This window comes from Kibdelosporangium philippinense (assembly GCF_021390435.2).
GTDB lineage: Bacteria > Actinomycetota > Actinomycetes > Mycobacteriales > Pseudonocardiaceae > Kibdelosporangium > Kibdelosporangium philippinense.
Genome location: NZ_JAJVCN010000003.1, coordinates 1918755 through 1937323, shown reverse-complemented (window position 1 = coordinate 1937323; position 18569 = coordinate 1918755). Strand labels below are relative to the sequence as shown.

The window sequence follows — 18569 nt, the reverse complement described above, 5'->3', positions numbered from 1 at the left end:
TCCATGTCAAAGATCAACCACCCGGAACGTTAAAACACCAGACCGGCGAAAACACTCACGAGTGCTCACCAGGCAATGCGAAGAGGCCTTGCGGGGTTTGCTCCATCAGGCCGTCGACCAGCAGTGAGTCCAGGCAGCGGTCGCGTTGCGCCGAGTCCGCCCACACCGCGTCCAGCCGCGCCCGTTCGACCGGCCCGTCGGTGTCCCGCAAGACATCCAGCAGCAGCCCACGGACCTGACGATCGGTTCCGGCGAAGCGCTGAACCGGCTTCAGCGGCCCGGCGTACTCCGGCCGTCCCGCCTTCTGCCACGCGCAGTCTGTCAACAATGGACAGTCAACACAGCGCGGGTTCTTCGCGGTACAGATCAAAGCGCCGAGTTCCATCAGCGCGATGGACATCGTCGCGGCATCGGCGACGTCGACAGGCAACAGTTTCTCGACGTCAGCCATGTCCCGTGTGTTCGATGCGGGACCGGCGTCGCCCGCGCCGTGCACGGCGCGGGCGACAACGCGCCGGACGTTCGTGTCCACCACCGGAGCCCTTTGCCCGTAAGCGAAAACCGCCACCGCGCGAGCCGTGTACGCGCCAATGCCCGGCAGCGCGAGCAGAGTGTCCACATCGGACGGAACGATGTCGTTGTGGTCCTTGGCGATCACGCCAGCGGCCTCGTGCAAGCGGAGCGCCCGGCGCGGATAGCCGAGTTTCCCCCACGCCCGCACGACTTCACCCTGCGACACCGCGGCGAGCTTGGACGGCACCGGCCAGCGATCCATCCACTCGAGCCAGATCGGCGCGACCCGCGCGACCGGTGTCTGCTGCAGCATGATCTCGCTGACCAACACACCCCACGCGCTCGTGGCGGGCTGACGCCACGGCAGGTCGCGTTTGTTGTGTGAGTACCAGTCGATCAATAATGCATCCATCGACGGGAATTCTGTCAGACGACCTCGGTCAGCTCGCCGGTGTGCACGTCATAGACGAAGCCGCGGACCAACTCCTTGTGCGGAAGGTAGATCGCGTGCCGCACCCGGTTCATCGACGTCCGCACGCTGTCCTTGACCTCGCGGAACGCTTCGACCGACCACGTCGGCCGCAACCCGCTGGCCTCTTCGAGCTCGTCCTTGAAACCGTCCTCGGTGACCGTTTGCAGTCCGCAGTTGGTGTGCTGGACGATCATCACCTCGCGCGTGCCCAGTTTGCGCTGGCTCAACGCCAGCGAACGCACCACGTCGTCGGTGACCACGCCGCCCGCATTGCGCAGAACGTGCGCTTCGCCCTCTCGCAGCCCGAAGATCGCGAAGACCCGGATTCGCGCGTCCATGCAGGTCAGTAAGGCGATCTGCATCGAAGGCTGCGGAGTCGAGCGGTCACCGAGCGTCCGCTCGGTCAGGCTCGAATTTCGGCGCAGTAGCTCGTCGATCGCACTCATACCCTCGATGGAACATGGTCGGGGCGGCATCGCGCAATTGTCGGTAGATGGACGTCACGATGACGAACACAACCCGATCTAGTGAATGTAAGATCCACAACCCGCGGTAGTCGCGGAGTTACTTTTCCAGCATGAATGAGCAGGCGTCTATCTACTGGCGTCGGCGCATGGTCGCTATCGGCGGTGTGGTCGTCGCACTCGTGGTGCTCGGCTGGGCCGCCGGTGGATTTTTCGGAGACGGGTCGCAAAAGGTCGAAGACACCAACGCAGGCGTGCGGGAGTCGCAGCCGCCGTCGAGCCCGCCGCCGTCATCCCCGCCGGGGTCAACGACGTCCTCGACCTCCTCGGCAGCGCCGACCAGCGCTGTCACCACAACAACATCGCCACCCCCGCCACCACCGGACCCGAACCTGCCATGCCCCGACTCGGCAATGCAGATCTCGATGGAACTCGGCGCGCAGCAGTACCACGTAGGCCAACGGCCCCTGCTGAGACTCGTGGTGGCCAACTCAGGTGCAGTCCCGTGCACAAGAGACATCAGCCGTTCGCTGCGCGAGACCCTCATCACCACAGTGGACGGAGCGACCCGAATCTGGTCGAGCAAAGACTGCTACACGGCGAACGAAGCCGACATCCGAATCCTGCAACCAGGCGAGCGCCGCGACTACGAAGTGAGATGGGCAGGCAGAACGTCAGCGCCCGGGTGTCCGACGCGCAGATCCTCGGTCCCGGCAGGCACGTATCACGTCGTCGGAAAGGTCGGCGGGTTGACGAGTGCGCCGGTGCCCCTAGTCCTCATGTGATTCAACGGCCGAGCAGGGCTGCATCCTGCTCGGCCGTTTCGGTCACCTGCTACAGAACACTTCGTTGAGCACCTTCGGCAGGGTGTTCTTGATTGCCACTGCTGTGGCCATCGCGTCGTCGTCCACCCAGGTCACCGACGCCTCGAGGGTCTTGCTGCGGTCGGGCGTGCTGTACATCAAGGTCGCGGCACCCTGAACACCACCGCCATGATTGAGAACGGTGACGCCACAGCCCGCGTCTTGCACGAACATGCCGAGCCCGTAACCCAATGCCTTAGGGTCCGGGTGCGGCGTGCGCATCTCAGCCAGCAGCGCGGCCGGGAGAAGCTGGCCGCCCACCAGCGCGCCGAAGAACGTGTGCAGATCCTCGGTTGTCGAGATCATGTCCCCGGCACTGGAGATCCAGGATGGATTCTGGCGCGTGACGTCGACTGTTTTGCTGTCGTACTGGTAATAGCTGTGGGCATGCGGCCCCGGGATCTCCGGGTCGGTGCCCGGCGAGAAGGTGTTGTGGAGCCTGAGGGGCCGCAAGATCCAGCGCTGCAACTCGTCGTTGAACGACCGGCCGGTCACGTTTTCAATCAGCAGCCGGGCGATCACGTAGTTGGTGTTCGAGTAACTCCAGTCCGTCCCCGGCGCGAACCGTGCAGACTTAGCCAAGGCGAACCGGACCAGGTCGTCCGGGCGATAGGTCTTGAATCGGGTGTTCTCCACCCATTCCTTGCCGTTCCAGGTAATCCCGGGGACTACCGTCCCATCGGGGTAGTACTCGCCGGTGAGGTTGAACACCCCACTGGTGTGCTGAAGCAGCATCCGGACCGTGATCCTCGGGTCCATCGCGAACTCGGGGAGGTAGCGGGCCGCCGAGGTGTCCAGCCCGACTTTGCCTTCCGCCACCAGTTGCAGCACCACGGTGGCCACGAAGGTTTTGGTGCTGCTGCCGATCCGGAACCGCCCGTTGGTTGGCGGCTTGGCGGTGCTGCCCAGCTTGCGTACCCCGGCGCTGCCGGTCCACTCTCCTCGCTGGTCGTGGACCCGCAGCTGAATGCCGACCGCACCCGCGTCCACCACTTCCCGCATGACCTTCTGCAGTTCCGAGTGGTCTTGCCCGGCGGCAGCCGCAGTTGCCGCCCCGGCTAACATGGTTACTGTCAGTGCTGCGACCGCTACCTTGCGGAGGTTCTTCGTCATGACGGCAACGATCTAGCTCCGTCCTGACGCCGCGCAGTCATCGCTCTGACATCACTGCCCGTCACTGCTGACACCACTGGGGGAAGGTCGGAACTGGTTGGCTGGCGCGTTCGTTGCCGAGTTTGGAAGGCACGCGGGGGCGGCGTGGCGTGGCGTTCGGGCGCCACAGGAGCTGACGATGGTCGACCACTCTTTTATGTGCCCGTGGGGGCTGGCAGCTCTGGGGCCGCTCAGCTCCTGAGGTGACCGCGGGCCTACCGCCCTACCGCAGGCTTGCTGCGGGCAGGGCGTGGTGCGGGCCGTCGCCCGCGGGCTCGCCCCAACTGCAGCAGGCCATTCAGGAGGACGTGCGCAAGCTCGGCGAACGCTGGGCCCGCTGCTCGTCACGTCGGAGGCCGAACCCGCGAAACCTCGAACCCGCCGTCCCTGAACCGGCGGCCAGTGGACGTGCCGATCTCAGGGCCGAGCCAGCGAACCCGTCAGTCCTGCGCAGCCGGGGGCCAGCCCGTGAAGCCGCCGACCCGTGAACCCGCTGATCTCCGAACCTGCGAACTCGCCGACCTGTGAACCTGCCGATTCGAGGGCCGACGGGCCCGTGCGCCGGATGACCCGCCGACCTGCCGACCTGTGAACCGCTACCGACCCGCGGACCCGCCCAGCCCGTGAACCCACCGAGCCGTGAACCTGTCAGTCCGTGAACCCGCGCCGACCCCTTAGGGCCCGAACCAGCGTTCCTCCGTCGTCCGGGGAGGAGCGGCGGTGATGCCGGGCAAGAACTCGGTTTCCAGCGTGATGCTGCGGGGCCGGGTCCGTTCGGAAGGGCTCAAAAGCAGCCGTCCAGCGGCCTTGCCCTTCTCGAGCACGGGCTGGCGAACGGTGGTGAGCCCAACCCGCTCAGCCTCGACGATCCCATCGAACCCGGTGATCGTCAGGTCCTGTGGCACCCGAAGCCCCCGACGTTTGGCCTCGGCCAAAGCCCCGAGCGCCAATATGTCCGAGGTGCAAATCAAAGCTGTGATCTGCGAGTCGGAGTCGAGCAGCTGGGCGGCGGCCGAAGCGCCCATCGCGCTGCTGTGGTCGAACCGTTCGACGACGGGCACCGAAGCCCAGTCGACCCCAACGGTCTCGAAAGCCTTGGCCAACCCGCTCAGCCGGGTCCGCTGGACGTGAAAATGCGCGCTCTGCTGCCTTTCCACCGGTGCGAAGCCGTCGTTTCGGTCACGGGCCAGGCGCATGCACACCACGCCGATCCGTCGGTGGCCGAGGGTGATCAGCTTTTTGGCCAACTCCGTGATCGCGGTTCCGTCGTCGATCCCGACGCAGTCGACGCCTTCGATGTGCGGCTGGTCCGCTATCACCGTTGGCACCGGGCGGGAAAGTACGGCCGCCAAATGCGGGTCGTCGTCCGGCACGGAATACACTACGAAACCGTCTACTCCGGCCCTATGGACCGCCGCGACGTCTTCTCGTTCCGGATTCACCGGCACCAGGTGCAGGCCTTGGCCCGCGCCTTCACATGCCAGTGCCAGACCTTCCAGGAATCCCAGCGCCGCTGGGTCGCGGAACGCGTATGAGAGGTTTTCGGTCAGCAACAGGCCCACCGCGCCCGCTTTGCGGGTCCGCAGTGACCTTGCCACCGGGTCAGGACCCGGGTAGCCCAACCGCCTTGCGGTCTCCAGCACCCTTCGGCGAAGCTCTGGAGACAGCTGGTCAGGCCGGTTGTAGGCATTGGAGACCGTTGTCCGGGAGACCCCCAGTTCGGCCGCCAGCGAGGCCAGCGTCGCCGGTCGCCGTACATGTATTGACCGCGCCATGCGGTGACGGTAACGGTTCAGAACCAATTGCAGAAGTCCGCTGAAGGGTGACTAGATCACTTCGTTGTTTCCCGAGGTCCAGGCGACGAAATTCCACCTGTTGGTCTAGACCATACAAAAGCGCGAAGAAGCCTGGTAGAAACGTCGGATAGCAGTGGGTAACCGGTTACTTTGGTCTACACCACTTCGATACGCGCTGATGGCTGACGTATCACAAAAGACCAGCTACGGTGAGCGAGAACACAGCAGTAACCGAAGGGAACAACACAGATGGCCGAGGTCTCGTACGTGGGCGCGTCCAGGGTGTTCGCCGGCAACCCGCCGGTGCGCGCGGTGGACCAGCTTGACCTGGATGTCGCTGACGGCGAGTTCCTGGTTCTGGTCGGCCCGTCAGGGTCGGGCAAGTCGACGGCGCTGCGGATGCTCGCAGGTCTTGAGGACGTCGACGAGGGGACGATCCAGATCGGTAGCAAGGACGTCACCAACGTGCCGCCGAAGGGCAGGGACATCGCGATGGTGTTCCAGTCCTACGCGCTCTACCCGCACATGACGGTCGCCGAGAACATGGGCTTCGCTCTCAAACTGCGTGGCACGCCCAAGACCGAAATCAAGGACAAGGTGGCCGAGGCGGCCGCCATGCTCGATCTGACCAAGTACCTCGACCGCAAGCCGAAGGCCCTCTCCGGTGGCCAGCGGCAGCGTGTCGCGATGGGTCGCGCCATCGTGCGTGAGCCAAGCGTCTTCCTGATGGACGAGCCGCTGTCCAACCTGGACGCCAAGCTCAGGGTGGAGACCCGTGCGAACATCGCGGCTCTCCAGCAGCGCCTCGGCACGACCACGATCTACGTCACGCACGACCAGGTCGAGGCCATGACGATGGGGCACCGCGTCGCCGTGCTGAAGGACGGTCTCCTGCAGCAGTGCGACACCCCGCGTGCGCTGTACGACAAGCCGGCCAACGCCTTTGTGGCCGGCTTCATCGGCTCGCCTGCGATGAACCTCAAGACCGTGCCGCTCGCGGCTGAGGGCGCCAAGCTCGACGGCATTGTCGTGCCGCTTGAGCGTTCGGCTCTTTCCGCCGCACAGAGCGCGGGCCTGACCACGGTGACCTTCGGCATCCGGCCAGAGTCGCTGCGGCTGGCCAGCGTTGAGGAAGAGGGCATCGACATGACCGTCGAGCTCGTCGAGGAGCTCGGTGCCGACGCACTCGTGCACGGCGCCGTGAAGATCGGCGAAGGCTCGGAGCGGTTCGTCGTGCGTGTCGACGGCCGTACCCCGCCGCAGCTTGGCCAGAACGTCAAGATCGCGGTCCGGGACGCCAGCGAGGTGCACCTGTTCCACCCGGAGACGGGCGAGCGGCTCACCGACTGAGATTGACAGCTGAACGCGACCCTCGCCGAATTTCGGCGGGGGTCGCTTTCTGTAGTGGGCGTCACTCGAATGGTGGAAGGAAATCATCGAAGGTGTCGTAGACTGACCCAAGACGACAACGGTTTCCATTTCCATTCAGGAGTACGCATGAGTCCCCGACTCGTAGGGTCGATCGCGGCCGTGGCCCTCGTGCTTGCCGGTTGCAGCTCCGAGACGGGCGCGGCACCGCAGCAGCCGGGCGGCAAGATCGCCGTGGTCGCCTCGACGAACGTCTGGGGCAGCGTGGCGCAGGCCGTCGGCGGCGACCAGGTCGACGTGAAGTCGTTGCTCAACGACCCCTCGGCGGACCCGCACTCGTACCAGAGCAGCGCGACCGACGCGACCGCGGTGAAGGACGCCAAACTGGCGATCTCCAACGGTGGCGGCTACGACGACTTCTTCGAGGCCCTGGTCAGCGAGGCCGGGCGGGACGCGCGCACGATCGTCGCCTTCGACGTGTCCGGCAAGCCCGAGGGCACCAACGAGCACGTCTGGTACGACCTGCCGACGGTCAAGCAGGTCGCGGACAAGATCGCCGCGGAACTCGGCGCGATCGCGCCAGATCGCAAGGACACGTTCACCGCGAACGCCAAGACCTTCGACGGCCAGATCGACGCCTTGATCACCAAAGCCAGCCAGATCGGCACGGCGAAGCCGGGCGTTCAGGTTGTCGTCACCGAGCCAGTGCCGGAGTATTTGCTGGAAACCGCGGGTGTTCGCAACGCGACGCCGGAGGAGTTCTCCAAGGCCGTCGAGGAGGAGACCGACCCGCCGGCGACCGCGATCGCGCAGACCACGGACTTGGTCAAGAACAAGCAGGTCGCCGCGCTGGTCAATAATGAGCAGACCGAGACGCCGGTGACCAACCAGCTCGACGACGCCGCCACGTCGGCTGGGATCCCGATCGTGCAGGTCACCGAGACCTTGCCGGCGGGGGTCAGCGGTTACGTGGACTGGATGACGAAGCAGGTGGATGCGCTATCCAGCGCGCTGACGAAGTAACGACGACGCAGGCACCGACCAGGGTCGCCCTGCGTGGCGCCACCCTGGCCTACGGCAAACGCACCCTTTGGTCGGGCCTGGATCTCGAGCTCAAGCAGGGCGAGTTCGTCGCGGTGCTCGGCCCGAACGGCTCGGGCAAGACGAGCCTGCTGCGCGTGCTGCTCGGCCTGCAGAAGCTCACCGGCGGCTCGATCAAGACGCCGCAGGACACGCGGGTCGGCTACATCCCGCAGCAGCGGGCGCTCGACCCGACGATCACGTTGCGTGGCCGCGACTTGGTCTCATTGGGCTACGACGGCCACCGATGGGGAATCGGCTTCAAAGGCATGCGCGAGCGCAGGCAGCGCGTCAACGAGGCGATCGACGCGGTTGGCGGCACTGCCTTCGCGAACCGGCCCGTCGGCCTGCTCAGCGGCGGCGAGCAGCAGCGTTTGCGGGTCGCTCAGGCGCTTGTGAGCGATCCGGACGTGCTGCTCTGCGACGAGCCGTTGCTGTCGTTGGACCTGGCGCACCAGCAGGCGGTCAGCCAGTTGATCGACAAGCGCACGACCGAGGCCGGGACGTCGGTGCTGTTCGTGACGCACGAGATCAACCCGATCCTGCCGTTGGTCGACCGGGTGCTCTACCTGGTCGACGGGCGATTCCGGATCGGCACGCCGGACGAGGTGATGACCTCCGAGGTGCTCTCCGAGCTCTACCGCACGCGGATCGACGTGGTCCGGGTCCGCGGCCAGATCATCGTGGTCGGCGCGCAGGGCTGCGTCGAGTCCGACCAGCCGCATCATCACCTGCAGGTGGATTGATGGACAAGTTCTTCGACTTCGACAGGACCGTCGAAGCCCTGCAGTACGGCTTCGTGCAGGACGCGCTGATCGCCGCGGCGATTCTGGGCGTGCTCGCGGGCGTGCTCGGTCCGTTGATCGTCAGCCGGAACATGGCCTTCTCGGTGCACGGCACGAGCGAGTTGGCCGTGACCGGTGGTGCGGCGGCTTTGTTGCTCGGCGTCGGCGTGGGTTTCGGCGCGCTGGCTGGTGCGATCGTCGCCGCGCTTGTGCTCGGATTGATGGCACGCAAGGGTTCCGAGCACGACTCGGTGATCGGCGTGGTGCTGGCGTTCGGGCTTGGCCTTGGTGTGCTGTTCCTGTGGCTGTACCCCGGCCGCGCGTCCAACAAATTCGGCTTGCTGTTCGGCCAGGTCATCACCGTGGACCGAAGCTCGATCCTGTTGCTCGCGGTGTGCGCGGTCGTCGTGCTCGCCGCGCTTTCCGTCATCTACCGGCCGTTGATGTTCGCCTCGGTCGACCCGGACGTGGCCAAGGCTCGTGGCGTGCCGACCGGCGTCCTTGCCCCGATTTTCGCCGTGCTCGTGGGTGTCGCGACTGCGCTGGGCGTGCAGACCGTGGGCGCCTTGCTCGTGCTCTCGTTGATGGTGACGCCTGCCGCGGCAGCCGCACGGATGACCGCGAGCCCTTTGCGGGCAACGATTCTGTCGGTCGTGTTCGCGGAAGTGGCCGTACTAGGCGGAATCATTCTGTCGCTCTCGCCCGGTGTGCCGGTCAGTGCGTTCGTCACTGCGATCTCGTTCCTGATCTACATCGGCGCGCGGCTTTACTCGCGCGTGCGCGTGGCCGCCTAAAGCAGCAGCACCTGCAGCTCGCCGACGGCGAAGCCGATGATCGCGCCGACCGCGATGAGCTTCCACTCGTCACGGCGGAACGCCGGCCGCAGCAGCTCTTCGTACTCGACCCTGGTCAGGTCGTGCATCTTGGTCGCGATCGTGTTGCCGACGTCCAGGGTCTTGGTCAGGTAGTCCTCGGCGTGCCGGATCGTGTCGGGCAGGCGCTGCACAGCCTTCATCGCCGCGTCGCGCTTCATCTGCTTGAGGCGGTGTTCGCCGATCGCGGTGACCACCAGCGGCCGCGCCAGCTCTGCCTGCTCGTCGACGGTTTCCTGAACGACCCGCTCCACCAAGGCTTTCAGCCGGTCGGCCCGTGGTCCATTGAGGACGGAGTCGAGGATGTTCGGCACGGTCATCACCTCGTCGGCGACCAGCTTGCCGTACTGCTCGGCGACCTCGTCGCGGCGCTTCTGGAAGATCCCCTGGAACCCGAACTTCCGTTCACGCGGGAAGAACACGAGTTTGATGGCCAGCCAGTCGGTGAACCAGCCGATGCACATCCCGAACAACGGCAGCACAAGCGGCTCCTTGGTCAACGCCCAGACAAGCGTCTGGACGAGACCGAGCGCGAAGCCGAAGTAGATGCCCGAGCGGGCGATGAACGCCATCTCCGGCTGGGAGATGTCCTTGATCAGCCGGACCATCAGCGCCGGATCGCGGCGCAGCACGCTGACCGCGAGCTCCTTGATGTCCAGCACCTGGTCGATGTTGTCCTGCAAGGCTTCGACGATCTTGCGGACGGCCTCGGGTGAGCCTGCCTGGACTTGTTTGACGACCACGTCCTGCGCCAGTACCGGCAGCGCTTCCCACAGACCGGGGTGATGCGTCGCCATCACTTCGCGGGTGATCGCGTCCACTTCGAGCAGCAGTGCCGTTTCGAGCTCGTGCGCCAGCCGGTCGGGATCGACTCGTGCGAACACCTCGCGCGCGTCGACAAGCCGTCCGACCAGCATCTCGGCCGCGATCCGGATCATCCGCTCGGCGTTGCGCGGGACAACCCCTTGCCAGCCAATGAATGTGCGCGGGATTCCGACGAACCGCAGCGGCCGGAACATCATCTCGATGGCGATCCGTTTGGTGACGTACCCGAGCGCGGCCGCGACGAACGGCATCGCCACGTAGATCACCCAGTCCGGCACAGCGATCACCGTAGCGAAGGCTGCTGGGGCGGACGCGTTGACAGCGCGTTCACCGGGTGAGACATTGAAACAAAGATGGCCACTTTGTCTCAGGGAGGCCTGGTGCTGGTTTCGAGACTGTTGGACGTTGGCGACCTGGCGATGATGGGCAACCTCAAGCGGAGTATCGCCTTGACCTGGGCAAAGGCGCTGAACGCCGACCGGCTGCCCGGCGAGCAGTACACCGGCCCGCCTGGCGACCCCGGATTCTTCGGCCCGAAATCGGCCATGTGGTACGTCCACGACGACCCGTCCGGTGTGGTCGGCGGCGTGATGGGCCTGATCCTCGGCTCACTGCACGAACCGACGATGCACGGCACGAACAAGCACTCGGTCTACAAGGACGATCCGCTCGGCAGGCTCGGCCGCACGGTGTCGTTCGTCAACACGATGTGCTGGGCGAGCAAGCCCGTCGCCGAGAAGATGGCGCAAACCGTGCGGCGGATGCACAAGCACGTGCACGGCACCATGCCGGACGGCAGGCCGTACGACGCCTCCTCGTCCGAACACCTGACGTGGACAGGCGTGACACAGGCGCACGGGATCATCCAGGCGCACCTGCGGTACCACCCGCACCCGGTGAGCAAGGCGGACGTCGACCGGTACTACGCCGAGTACGCCGTGATCACCGAGATGCTTGGCGCGACGGACGTTCCCAAGACCGCGGCTGACGTGGACACGTACTTCGCCGAGATGCGCCCGCAGCTGACGTTCTCCGAGGAAACCGCGGCCGTCGTCCGCTTCTTCACCGGCCCGATCGGCGGGACCCCAGTCGCCCGCGCGGGCAGCAGGTTGCTGAACAAAGCCGCGTTCGACCTGTTGCCGCCGTTCGCCAAGGCGTTGTATCGCCTGCCGGACAACCCGATCGACCAGATGATCACCAGGCGGTCGCTGCGTGTCCTGCTGCAGATGCTGCGCGACAGCGTGGGTGACGCGCCGATCAAATTGCAGGCATACGAACGCGCCACGGCTCGCCCGGAGGTACTGTCACAGACCGGCTAGGGCGACTTCGAGGAGGCCATCCTGATTCCACTGTGGGTGGTCTACGTGTCCATGCCGTTCATCGCGGCGGTGATCGGCTATGTCACCAAGCGCGTCGCGATCGAGATGATGTATCGGCCAGTGGAGTTCGTCGGCGTCAAAGGCACGTTCATCGGCTGGCAGGGCGTGATCCCGCGCAACGCGCACCGGATGGCCAGCGTCGCGATGGAACTGCTGACCACCAATCTGATCCGGCCGCAGGAGATCTTCGCCCGGCTCGACCCGTCCAAGGTCGCCGAAGAGCTCTCCGAACCGTTGCGGCGTGCGGTCGAGGACGTCACCCGCGAGCTGATGGCCGAGTATCAGCCGCAACTGTGGGAGATGCTGCCCGCGCAGGCCCAGCAGCGGTTGATCAAGCAGGTGCAGGCGGACGCGCCACGCGTGGTCGAGAAGCTGATGCGCGAGATCGCCGGAAATATCGAGGAAGTACTCGACGTCCGCGATATGGCCGTGCGCAACCTGGTGCGTGACAAGGCTTTGCTGAACCGGCTGATCCGGGACGTCGCGCAGCCGGAAATGCGGTTCATCGCGCACTCGGGAATCTATTTCGGTTTCATCATCGGGCTTGTCCAGCTGGGAGCGTGGGCGCTGACGCACAGCCCGTGGATCATGCCGATCTTCGGTGGCCTGACCGGCTGGCTGACCGACTGGCTGGCGCTGAAAATGATCTTTTTCCCGCGTGAGCCGAAGAAGTTCCTGTTCTTCACATGGCAAGGCATGTTCCAGCGCCGCCGGATGGAGGTCGCGCACGACTACGGCGACCTGATCGCCCGTGAGGTGCTGACCGTGCAGAACGTGCTGGAAGCCGTACTGACCGGCCCGAAGTCCGACCGGTTGTTCGCGCTGGTGCAGCGTGAGGTGCAACGCGCGATCGACACGCAGGTCAGCCTGGTCAAACCGCTGGTCGTGCTGACCGTCGGATCACGCCGGTACCAGGAGATGAAGAAGGTCGCCGCCAAGCGCGCCATCGAACTGCTGCCCACCACCGTGAAGCATGTCGAGGACTATGCCAGCAACGCGCTGGACGTCCGTAACACGATCATCAAGCAGATGCAGCAGCTGACGCCGATCCAGTACGAAGGCTTGCTGCGACCCGCGTTCCGGCAGGACGAGTGGAAGCTCATCGCGGTAGGCGCGGTGATCGGCTTCCTGGTCGGTGAACTGCAAGTGCTGCTACTGCTGCACTGAGCGCCGTGTCGGATAGCCGCCAGAACTCCTTGCCAGAGCAAGCTTTCATAGACCTATGAACACAAAGGTCGCCCTGATCACCGGGGGTAGCAGGGGAATCGGCGCGGCGACAGCGATCCGTCTCGCACAGGACGGCGCCGACGTCGCGTTCACCTACAACCAAAGCGCGGACCGCGCCGCGGACGTGGTCGAACAGATCAAGGAAACCGGCCGCCGCGCACTGGCGATCCAGGCGGACAGCGCATCGGCGGAAGCGATCAAGGATGCGGTGTCCCAGACCGTGGCGGAGTTCGGTCGCTTGGACATTCTGGTCAACAACGCGGGTGCGGCGGCGTTCGCGCCCATCGCTGAACTGTCCATATCGGACTTCGACTTCGTTGTGAATGTCAATGTGAAGGCGGCTTTCGTTGCGTCCCAGGCCGCGGCCGCGCATCTCGGGACGGACGGCCGGATCATCACTATCGGAAGTCGTTCCTGTAAAAACCTCGTGAGTGGTTATCAGTGTTAGAACGTGGATAACCACTCACGAGGGTTTATCAGGCGCCTGCGGCTTCGCGGGCTTCTTCGCGGCCGTCGTCTGCCTTCGTCGCTTCGTTGGCCATCTGGCTGAATGAGGCTCCGAATGCGCCGAGCGGGATTTGCATGCCGCCCACGGTCACCATGTGGCTTGGCTCGCGGATGTTCTTCGCGGCCTCCAAAGCTGACAGCACCTCATTGCTGTGCTTGTTTCCGAACAGCCTTCGGGCGATGTCCGCGATTGCCTGCTGTGGCAAGCGGTTCAGCTCGTTGATCGGTCGCATCAGCTGTTCCTGGTTGCGGTAACCGCCAGCCGTCCACGCGGACCATGAACTCTCAGGCACAGCCTTGGGCGGCGGCATGTTCGGCATCGTGTCCGCCCGCTTCGGGGGTGGCGGGGGTGCGTCGTCGACCTTGGGTGTGGTGCTGGAGGTCGAGGTGCCCGCAGGTGCCGTGTCCTGGCGCTTGGGTGGTGGTGGCGGGGGAGTTCCGTCGGCAGGCAACGAGTTCGCGCGTGGGGGAGGTGTTGGCTCCGGGGTTTTCGGGGGCGGCGGCACCGCGAAGTCGGGTGGTGCGGAATCGGCACGTTTCGGGGGCGGCGGAGGTGCGGAGCTGGGCGAAGTCTTGAACGGCGGCAGGTTTGCCAAGTCGTCCGACGGGTTCTGCCAGCTTCCTCCGGGGCGCCAGGGGTTTCGGCGGGCGGCGTCGGCGAAGCGTTCCATTCGCTTGGCCACGTCGGCCATGTATTGCGAGAGGTCCGCCATCCGCTTGGACATCCTGCTGACGATTCCGGTCACCTTCGAGATCAGCTTGGCGATCTTGGCTGCCGTCGATGCCGCCAGACCTATTGCCGTGGCGATGAATCCGGCGATGGACGCGCCGAAGGTGAAGAATGCCGCCGCCACCGCTGCCAGTGCTCCGGCGATCAGGCCGCCGATCAGGGTGGCGATGATGTCACGCACGAGCGCCCGGGTCGCGGCGACGGCGACGCCCATGTTCACCGTTGTACCCGAGGTGCCGGAGACGATTTCGCCGTACGACTGCAATTCCTTGGACAGGTCACGCATGCTCTTGCGGAACGTGTCGGCTGCTTCGCCCTGCCAGCCTGCCACCGCCGCCAGTGCTTGATCGTGTTCTGCGGCGTACTGCTTGAACTTGGCGGCTTCCATTTGCAGCAGGGCCGCGTTTGCTTTGATCGCGTCCGGGTCGCCCATCAGCAGGTCCAGCGGTTCACGCAGGAAGCCGATGTGCTCGATCAGCCAGCCGACACCAGCCGCCAGCACGGTCCCGAGTGGGTCGAGAACCATGCCGAGCACATCGAGGCCGACTGTCACGCCAGCGACCGCGATCTGCGCCGCGTCGTTCTTTCCTTCTTGTTTGACCGCGCCGACAAGCTCCGCGAAGGACTCGACAATGCCGCCGCCCGCGAATTTGTTGTCGTCGTCCAGCCTGAAATTCGAGTACTCGTAGGCCTGTTTGACCTCTTCTTCGGTCTTCGCCTCGGTACTCACTTGTCGCCCCCGAAGTTGTTGTTCACGAGGAACGTGTCGTTGTCCGTGTACGCCTGTGCTGAGTTGTCCACGCCGGTTGCGGCGTCGCGGATGCTTGCCGCGCCTTTCTCCAACGCTGCGCTTGCGTCGCCGGTGGCTTTGCGTGCGCCGATGGAGAACAGCTGGCCGACGATTCCCCATGTGGTCACGTTGTAGCTCACGCCACGCACCGCGGCTGCTGACGTCGTGACCTTTTCGGCGGTGTCGCGCAACGACTTCGCGAACGTGCGCAGCTCGTCGGTGACCACCGCATAGCTCTGATCAGGCACTGTGTGCTCCCAACGTCACCAAGGCTGCTCGAAGTCGTCGTCGTCCTGTGTGGAGGGTCGACGGGTGGGGCGGGGCGGGGGCGCCACGGGTGGTGCAGGCTGTGCTGGCGGTGGCGGCGGCTCGTCGATGTCGTCGACTCCGGCAAGGCCGTCCACCGGGGCGTCGGAAATGTGTTCCGGTGGGGGTGGCAGGAATTCCTGCAGCATTCGCATCGCGTCTGTGCCTTCGGCGACTGGGGCGAATGCCTGTGCGACGCGGTGTGCGGCCTCTCGCTGCGCTTCCGCGGCTGCGCGCATGATGATTCCGGCTAGCTCGGCTGGTGGATAACGCGTTGTCGATGGCGCCAGTTGCAGGTTTTCCAACGCTCCCGTTGGGCCGACCGTCACTCGTACGCTGCCGTCGGGGGAGGTCGCGGTGGCGCCGGAGGCGGCTATGTTTTGCTGCAGGGTGGCCGATTTCTGCTGCAGTTCGGCTATTCGGGCTTCGAACCCGGCCATCCAGTCGTTGATCGCTTCTGTCACCAGGGTCTCGCTTTCAGGCTGCGCGCAGCAGTTCGTCGATACGGTTCGCGATCCGGTCGGCGCCAGCAGGCGCGATGCTGACCCACGCGCCGTCGTGCACCATCAGATACCGCCCTGCCTTGGTGTCGAACCACGTGATCATGGTTTTCGACCGGGTTTGCCTGCTTGGCCGCGTGCTGGTTGCCCGACTGGCCGTCGTCACGCCGAACTGTCCACCTCGGACACGGCGGTCGGCCAGCTCAAGCAGGTCCGTCGCGTCCTGAGCACTGACCCCGTGACGCACAAGGACGCTGTGTTCGTCGTCCTCGCCGAACGGATCGTCATCGTCGCCGTCGATCGCACGCTGCACAACCTGATGTGGCACGGAAATCGCGTTCCCCGTGCTAGCCTCACCTGCGGGAAGGACGTCCACAATGGACCACGGCAGTGAAGTGTGGCGGATTTCCTTGACCGACACCGTGTCATCGTCCACTGTGGCCAGCACGCCTTGGCTTCCGTTCGCCGCGGCCAGGCCTCTGATCGGGCCGTCGGCGAAGCCCACGGTATCGACCGACACCGTGGGCGCCGCAAGCACCTGAAGCAGTTCAGGCAGACGGCCGCGCAGCAAACCCCTGTCCGCCAAGGCATCGATGGCCTCAGCGCGCATTCTGTTCCGCTCGCTCATCGTCGCGCCGTTGCTTGGCACGTCGATCGGATACGGCATGCGCCCGAGCTCTAGGTGCTCCCACAGGAAGTCGAATTCCCGTGTGGACACACTGAAGTCCGTCACGTCTGCTGCTGCTCTTCTCTGTGCTGCTTGGCGGTCTTCTCGCCGATGACGAGCGGCACCATCCGGCCGGGCTCCTCGACGATCTTCTCGCCCGTGGCGTACTTCGAGCGGTGCTCTTTGTCCTCTTCGCCGCGATGTGCGCCGCCCATCGGGCCCATGCCCATCCCGGGCGCACCCGCCGCACCAGCCCGGCCAGCCACGTTGTTGTTGCTGCGCATCGCTGCTTCCTCGGCGGCTGTGAGCGCGCCGATACCCGCGGCGCCGCCCGGCGCGCTGAAGCCGCCGCCGATTCCACCGCCGCCGATTCCACGCGGCACGAACGCGCCGCTGCTCGCGCCACCGGTAGGGATGCCGCCGCCCGCGTAGTTCAGGCGCGGTGCGTTGGTGTCGCCCGTGATCGGGGAGAAGAACGTCGGCGGCAGGTTGCCGGAGGTGATGGCGGGCGGGATGTAAGGACTCTTCGACCCCGTGTTCGGGTTGTACAGCCCGTCAGGGATGTTCGGCATGCCGATGTTCGGTGGGGTGAAGGTGCTGCCCCGGCTGATCGAGTCGTTCGGCAGTCCACCGCCGGTGCCGGGGATCGGTGGCGGCGTGAACCCGGACGCACTGGTCCCAGTGCTGGGAATGGGGGAACCCGAGCCGGAACCGCTGGGAATGCCACCGGGGCCAGGGAAACCGCCAGGAAAGCCCGGCCCGCCGCCACCAGGGAAGCCTGAGCCGCCAGGAAAGCCACCCTGGCCGCCGCCGGGAAAACCGCCTGAGCCACCAGGGAAACCGCCTGAGCCACCGGCACCGCTGGGCCCGCCGCCTGGGAACCCGCCCTGGCCACCGGCACCGCCGAGTCCGCCGGGAATTCCGCCCGTGCCGCCGGTACCCGCGCCGCCTGGCCCGCCCAATCCGGCGCCGCTGAACCCGTTCGGCGAGCTGGTCTGCGACACCGCCGTGGGATCGCTCGCGCCCAAAGGCGAGCGCAGCAGGCCGTTCACCGGGCCACTGTCGCCAGACGTCGCGTCCGGCGGAACCACGAACCGCGGCGTCGTCTCGTCAACAGACCGTGACTCGTTCTCCATGGTGCTCATCACCCGCGCGGCCTGCTCGTGCGCCGCCCGGGACTGTTCGCTGGCAACCTGGACATCCTTGGCAGCGGACATGAAACCGGCGAGACCGCCCGAGCGGAAGCCCTGCTCGAGCATCGCCCGGTAGTCGAACTCGAGTGGCTCGGGCATCGCGGCCTTCGCACGTTCGGTCGCCAAGCCCTGGTCCGCGATGCGGGTTCCCATGTATTGCGACGTTTGCGCGGCGTCGCCGCCCCAGGTGGCGAGCTTCAACGTCGACTCGCGGGCCATCTGCGCGCCGACGCCGGTCCAGCCGGATTCGGTGCCGCGGATCGCCTCGTCCATGGCGCGGGAGTTCTCCGCCATCATGTTGCCGAGGTCGGTCCACTCCTTGGCCAGCGCGTACGCCTCGGCCGGTTTGTTGTTGATGTGCACCGAGTCGTACAGCTGCCGGTGTGGCACTGCCGCCCAGTTTCCAGACTCGGTGATCACGCGGTCTTCGCCGAGCGAGACGTTGTCGTCCAGCTTGTTCGCCGCGTTGTCGATCCGGATCTTGTCCAGCAACCGGCCGAAGTCGCCGAGGAATCCTTCGCGATCGGGGTTGGTCTCGCCAGCGACCGGCGAGTCGAACGTGTCGTAGCGTTCGAACTCGTCCTGGTCGAATCCGCTGTGGTGCCGATCTTCTGCCATCAGGCCAGCTCTCCTGACACGCCGTGGAACGTCTGTGCCGACGCACGGTCGGTGCTCTGGTAGCTCTTGATCGCGTGGTCGACCGTGTCGTGTGCCTTGAGCAGCATCTGGTGGTACTGCGCCAGCACGTTCACGAACGACACGTCTTCGCCGTCAGCGCGGCGCTCGAACTTGCCGGACATGGCTTCACCAACCCAGTTGGTGCCCAGCGGCACGGGCCTCGACATGCCACGCAGCCGGTTGAGCCAGTCGGCCGCGGCGTCGGCTTGGCCGCGCAACGTGGTCAATAACCGTTGACCCGCTTCGGGTTCGAGCATGACCTGGCCGGATTTGACCGCGGCATCCATGGCCGCCACGTCCACCATGCGCTCGCTCAACGTCGTCGCGGCATGGGCAGCAGGAGTGTTCGGCGCGTCGGCGGCTGCAGGGTCGTCGACGTACATATGAAGTTTCCTCGCAGGG

At 65.6% G+C, this 18569-nt stretch carries 19 protein-coding genes and 1 pseudogene; 9 read left to right on the top strand and 11 right to left on the bottom strand.

All coding sequences use genetic code 11. The annotated features are described in order from the left end of the window. Nucleotides 1-55: 55 nt before the first annotated feature. Together LWC34_RS41290 and LWC34_RS41285 are read right to left on the bottom strand one after the other, a co-directional pair. Nucleotides 56-925: an HhH-GPD family protein gene (locus tag LWC34_RS41290; protein WP_233730653.1), complete on the bottom strand. Its 870-nt coding sequence runs from the start codon at nucleotides 923-925 to the stop codon at nucleotides 56-58. 14 nt (nucleotides 926-939) lie between these two features. Next, the gene (locus LWC34_RS41285; RefSeq protein ID WP_233730652.1) at nucleotides 940-1431 is read right to left on the bottom strand and encodes a beta-class carbonic anhydrase; all 492 of its coding nucleotides are present in this window, start codon (nucleotides 1429-1431) and stop codon (nucleotides 940-942) included. Nucleotides 1432-1562: 131 nt separating this feature from the next. On the opposite strand from LWC34_RS41285, the gene LWC34_RS41280 reads away from it, so the two are divergent. After that, nucleotides 1563-2234, top strand: a complete 672-nt coding sequence (locus LWC34_RS41280; RefSeq protein ID WP_233730651.1) for a hypothetical protein — start codon at nucleotides 1563-1565, stop codon at nucleotides 2232-2234. A gap of 42 nt (nucleotides 2235-2276) precedes the next feature. Here LWC34_RS41280 and LWC34_RS41275 read toward each other — a convergent pair whose 3' ends face one another. After that, the gene (locus LWC34_RS41275) at nucleotides 2277-3425 is read right to left on the bottom strand and encodes a serine hydrolase domain-containing protein (RefSeq protein WP_233730650.1); all 1149 of its coding nucleotides are present in this window, start codon (nucleotides 3423-3425) and stop codon (nucleotides 2277-2279) included. Nucleotides 3426-3667: 242 nt separating this feature from the next. On the opposite strand from LWC34_RS41275, the gene LWC34_RS41270 reads away from it, so the two are divergent. Beyond that, a complete protein-coding gene (locus LWC34_RS41270; RefSeq protein WP_233730649.1) occupies nucleotides 3668-3952 on the top strand; it encodes a hypothetical protein in 285 nt (94 codons plus the stop codon). A gap of 186 nt (nucleotides 3953-4138) precedes the next feature. Here LWC34_RS41270 and LWC34_RS41265 read toward each other — a convergent pair whose 3' ends face one another. Beyond that, nucleotides 4139-5239, bottom strand: a complete 1101-nt coding sequence (locus LWC34_RS41265; RefSeq protein ID WP_233730648.1) for a LacI family DNA-binding transcriptional regulator — start codon at nucleotides 5237-5239, stop codon at nucleotides 4139-4141. A 270-nt stretch (nucleotides 5240-5509) separates the two neighbouring features. On the opposite strand from LWC34_RS41265, the gene LWC34_RS41260 reads away from it, so the two are divergent. The 4 genes from LWC34_RS41260 (at nucleotide 5510) to LWC34_RS41245 (ending at nucleotide 9287) form a co-directional block, all read left to right on the top strand. Then, nucleotides 5510-6610 carry an ABC transporter ATP-binding protein gene (locus tag LWC34_RS41260; protein ID WP_233730647.1) on the top strand — a complete coding sequence of 367 codons (1101 nt, stop codon included), beginning with the start codon at nucleotides 5510-5512 and terminating at the stop codon, nucleotides 6608-6610. Nucleotides 6611-6757: 147 nt separating this feature from the next. Continuing rightward, a complete protein-coding gene (locus tag LWC34_RS41255; RefSeq protein ID WP_233730646.1) occupies nucleotides 6758-7651 on the top strand; it encodes a metal ABC transporter solute-binding protein, Zn/Mn family in 894 nt (297 codons plus the stop codon). Next, complete coding sequence (locus LWC34_RS41250) at nucleotides 7630-8454, top strand: metal ABC transporter ATP-binding protein (RefSeq protein WP_233731018.1); 825 nt, start codon at nucleotides 7630-7632, stop codon at nucleotides 8452-8454. Before LWC34_RS41255 ends, LWC34_RS41250 begins: the two co-directional genes overlap by 22 nt. Then, nucleotides 8454-9287 carry a metal ABC transporter permease gene (locus tag LWC34_RS41245; protein ID WP_233730645.1) on the top strand — a complete coding sequence of 278 codons (834 nt, stop codon included), beginning with the start codon at nucleotides 8454-8456 and terminating at the stop codon, nucleotides 9285-9287. Before LWC34_RS41250 ends, LWC34_RS41245 begins: the two co-directional genes overlap by 1 nt. Here LWC34_RS41245 and LWC34_RS41240 read toward each other — a convergent pair. After that, nucleotides 9284-10441: a DUF445 domain-containing protein gene (locus tag LWC34_RS41240; protein ID WP_233731017.1), complete on the bottom strand. Its 1158-nt coding sequence runs from the start codon at nucleotides 10439-10441 to the stop codon at nucleotides 9284-9286. The two genes, LWC34_RS41245 and LWC34_RS41240, sit on opposite strands and share 4 nt — an antisense overlap. 129 nt (nucleotides 10442-10570) lie before the next feature. Here LWC34_RS41240 and LWC34_RS41235 point away from each other — a divergent pair, with 129 nt between their 5' ends. The 3 genes and pseudogenes from LWC34_RS41235 to LWC34_RS41225 form a co-directional block, all read left to right on the top strand. Then, nucleotides 10571-11509, top strand: coding sequence for an oxygenase MpaB family protein (locus LWC34_RS41235; RefSeq protein ID WP_233730643.1), 939 nt, complete (start codon nucleotides 10571-10573; stop codon nucleotides 11507-11509). 51 nt (nucleotides 11510-11560) lie between these two features. Next, nucleotides 11561-12736 carry a DUF445 domain-containing protein gene (locus LWC34_RS41230; RefSeq protein ID WP_233731016.1) on the top strand — a complete coding sequence of 392 codons (1176 nt, stop codon included), beginning with the start codon at nucleotides 11561-11563 and terminating at the stop codon, nucleotides 12734-12736. Nucleotides 12737-12791: 55 nt separating this feature from the next. Then, nucleotides 12792-13205: pseudogene (locus LWC34_RS41225) on the top strand (SDR family NAD(P)-dependent oxidoreductase); the annotation flags it as partial. A 67-nt stretch (nucleotides 13206-13272) separates the two neighbouring features. Here the strand turns inward: LWC34_RS41225 and LWC34_RS41220 are convergent. From LWC34_RS41220 to LWC34_RS41195, 6 genes are read right to left on the bottom strand one after another with little or no spacing between them, the layout of a single operon-like run. Further along, nucleotides 13273-14763, bottom strand: a complete 1491-nt coding sequence (locus LWC34_RS41220; RefSeq protein WP_233731042.1) for a WXG100 family type VII secretion target — start codon at nucleotides 14761-14763, stop codon at nucleotides 13273-13275. Beyond that, nucleotides 14760-15071 (bottom strand): type VII secretion target, encoded by a 312-nt coding sequence (locus LWC34_RS41215; protein ID WP_233730641.1) that lies wholly within the window; start codon nucleotides 15069-15071, stop codon nucleotides 14760-14762. Before LWC34_RS41215 ends, LWC34_RS41220 begins: the two co-directional genes overlap by 4 nt. Nucleotides 15072-15086: 15 nt before the next feature. Beyond that, the gene (locus LWC34_RS41210; RefSeq protein ID WP_233730640.1) at nucleotides 15087-15593 is read right to left on the bottom strand and encodes a YbaB/EbfC family nucleoid-associated protein; all 507 of its coding nucleotides are present in this window, start codon (nucleotides 15591-15593) and stop codon (nucleotides 15087-15089) included. A 13-nt stretch (nucleotides 15594-15606) separates the two neighbouring features. After that, complete coding sequence (locus LWC34_RS41205; RefSeq protein WP_233730639.1) at nucleotides 15607-16362, bottom strand: ESX secretion-associated protein EspG; 756 nt, start codon at nucleotides 16360-16362, stop codon at nucleotides 15607-15609. Beyond that, the gene (locus tag LWC34_RS41200; RefSeq protein WP_233730638.1) at nucleotides 16359-18107 is read right to left on the bottom strand and encodes a hypothetical protein; all 1749 of its coding nucleotides are present in this window, start codon (nucleotides 18105-18107) and stop codon (nucleotides 16359-16361) included. Before LWC34_RS41200 ends, LWC34_RS41205 begins: the two co-directional genes overlap by 4 nt. Beyond that, the gene (locus tag LWC34_RS41195) at nucleotides 18107-18550 is read right to left on the bottom strand and encodes a hypothetical protein (protein WP_233730637.1); all 444 of its coding nucleotides are present in this window, start codon (nucleotides 18548-18550) and stop codon (nucleotides 18107-18109) included. Before LWC34_RS41195 ends, LWC34_RS41200 begins: the two co-directional genes overlap by 1 nt. Between the last annotated feature and the right edge of the window lie 19 nt (nucleotides 18551-18569).

What these genes read in the sequence shown, in the direction of transcription:
- LWC34_RS41290 (WP_233730653.1), bottom strand. Translation starts at nt 925, where the DNA reads ATGGATGCATTATTGATCGACTGGTACTCACACAACAAACGCGACCTG.
- LWC34_RS41285 (WP_233730652.1), bottom strand. Translation starts at nt 1,431, where the DNA reads ATGAGTGCGATCGACGAGCTACTGCGCCGAAATTCGAGCCTGACCGAG.
- LWC34_RS41280 (WP_233730651.1), top strand. Translation starts at nt 1,563, where the DNA reads ATGAATGAGCAGGCGTCTATCTACTGGCGTCGGCGCATGGTCGCTATC.
- LWC34_RS41275 (WP_233730650.1), bottom strand. Translation starts at nt 3,425, where the DNA reads ATGACGAAGAACCTCCGCAAGGTAGCGGTCGCAGCACTGACAGTAACC.
- LWC34_RS41265 (WP_233730648.1), bottom strand. Translation starts at nt 5,239, where the DNA reads ATGGCGCGGTCAATACATGTACGGCGACCGGCGACGCTGGCCTCGCTG.
- LWC34_RS41260 (WP_233730647.1), top strand. Translation starts at nt 5,510, where the DNA reads ATGGCCGAGGTCTCGTACGTGGGCGCGTCCAGGGTGTTCGCCGGCAAC.
- LWC34_RS41255 (WP_233730646.1), top strand. Translation starts at nt 6,758, where the DNA reads ATGAGTCCCCGACTCGTAGGGTCGATCGCGGCCGTGGCCCTCGTGCTT.
- LWC34_RS41245 (WP_233730645.1), top strand. Translation starts at nt 8,454, where the DNA reads ATGGACAAGTTCTTCGACTTCGACAGGACCGTCGAAGCCCTGCAGTAC.
- LWC34_RS41240 (WP_233731017.1), bottom strand. Translation starts at nt 10,441, where the DNA reads ATGCCGTTCGTCGCGGCCGCGCTCGGGTACGTCACCAAACGGATCGCC.
- LWC34_RS41230 (WP_233731016.1), top strand. Translation starts at nt 11,561, where the DNA reads ATGCCGTTCATCGCGGCGGTGATCGGCTATGTCACCAAGCGCGTCGCG.
- LWC34_RS41200 (WP_233730638.1), bottom strand. Translation starts at nt 18,107, where the DNA reads ATGGCAGAAGATCGGCACCACAGCGGATTCGACCAGGACGAGTTCGAA.
- LWC34_RS41195 (WP_233730637.1), bottom strand. Translation starts at nt 18,550, where the DNA reads ATGTACGTCGACGACCCTGCAGCCGCCGACGCGCCGAACACTCCTGCT.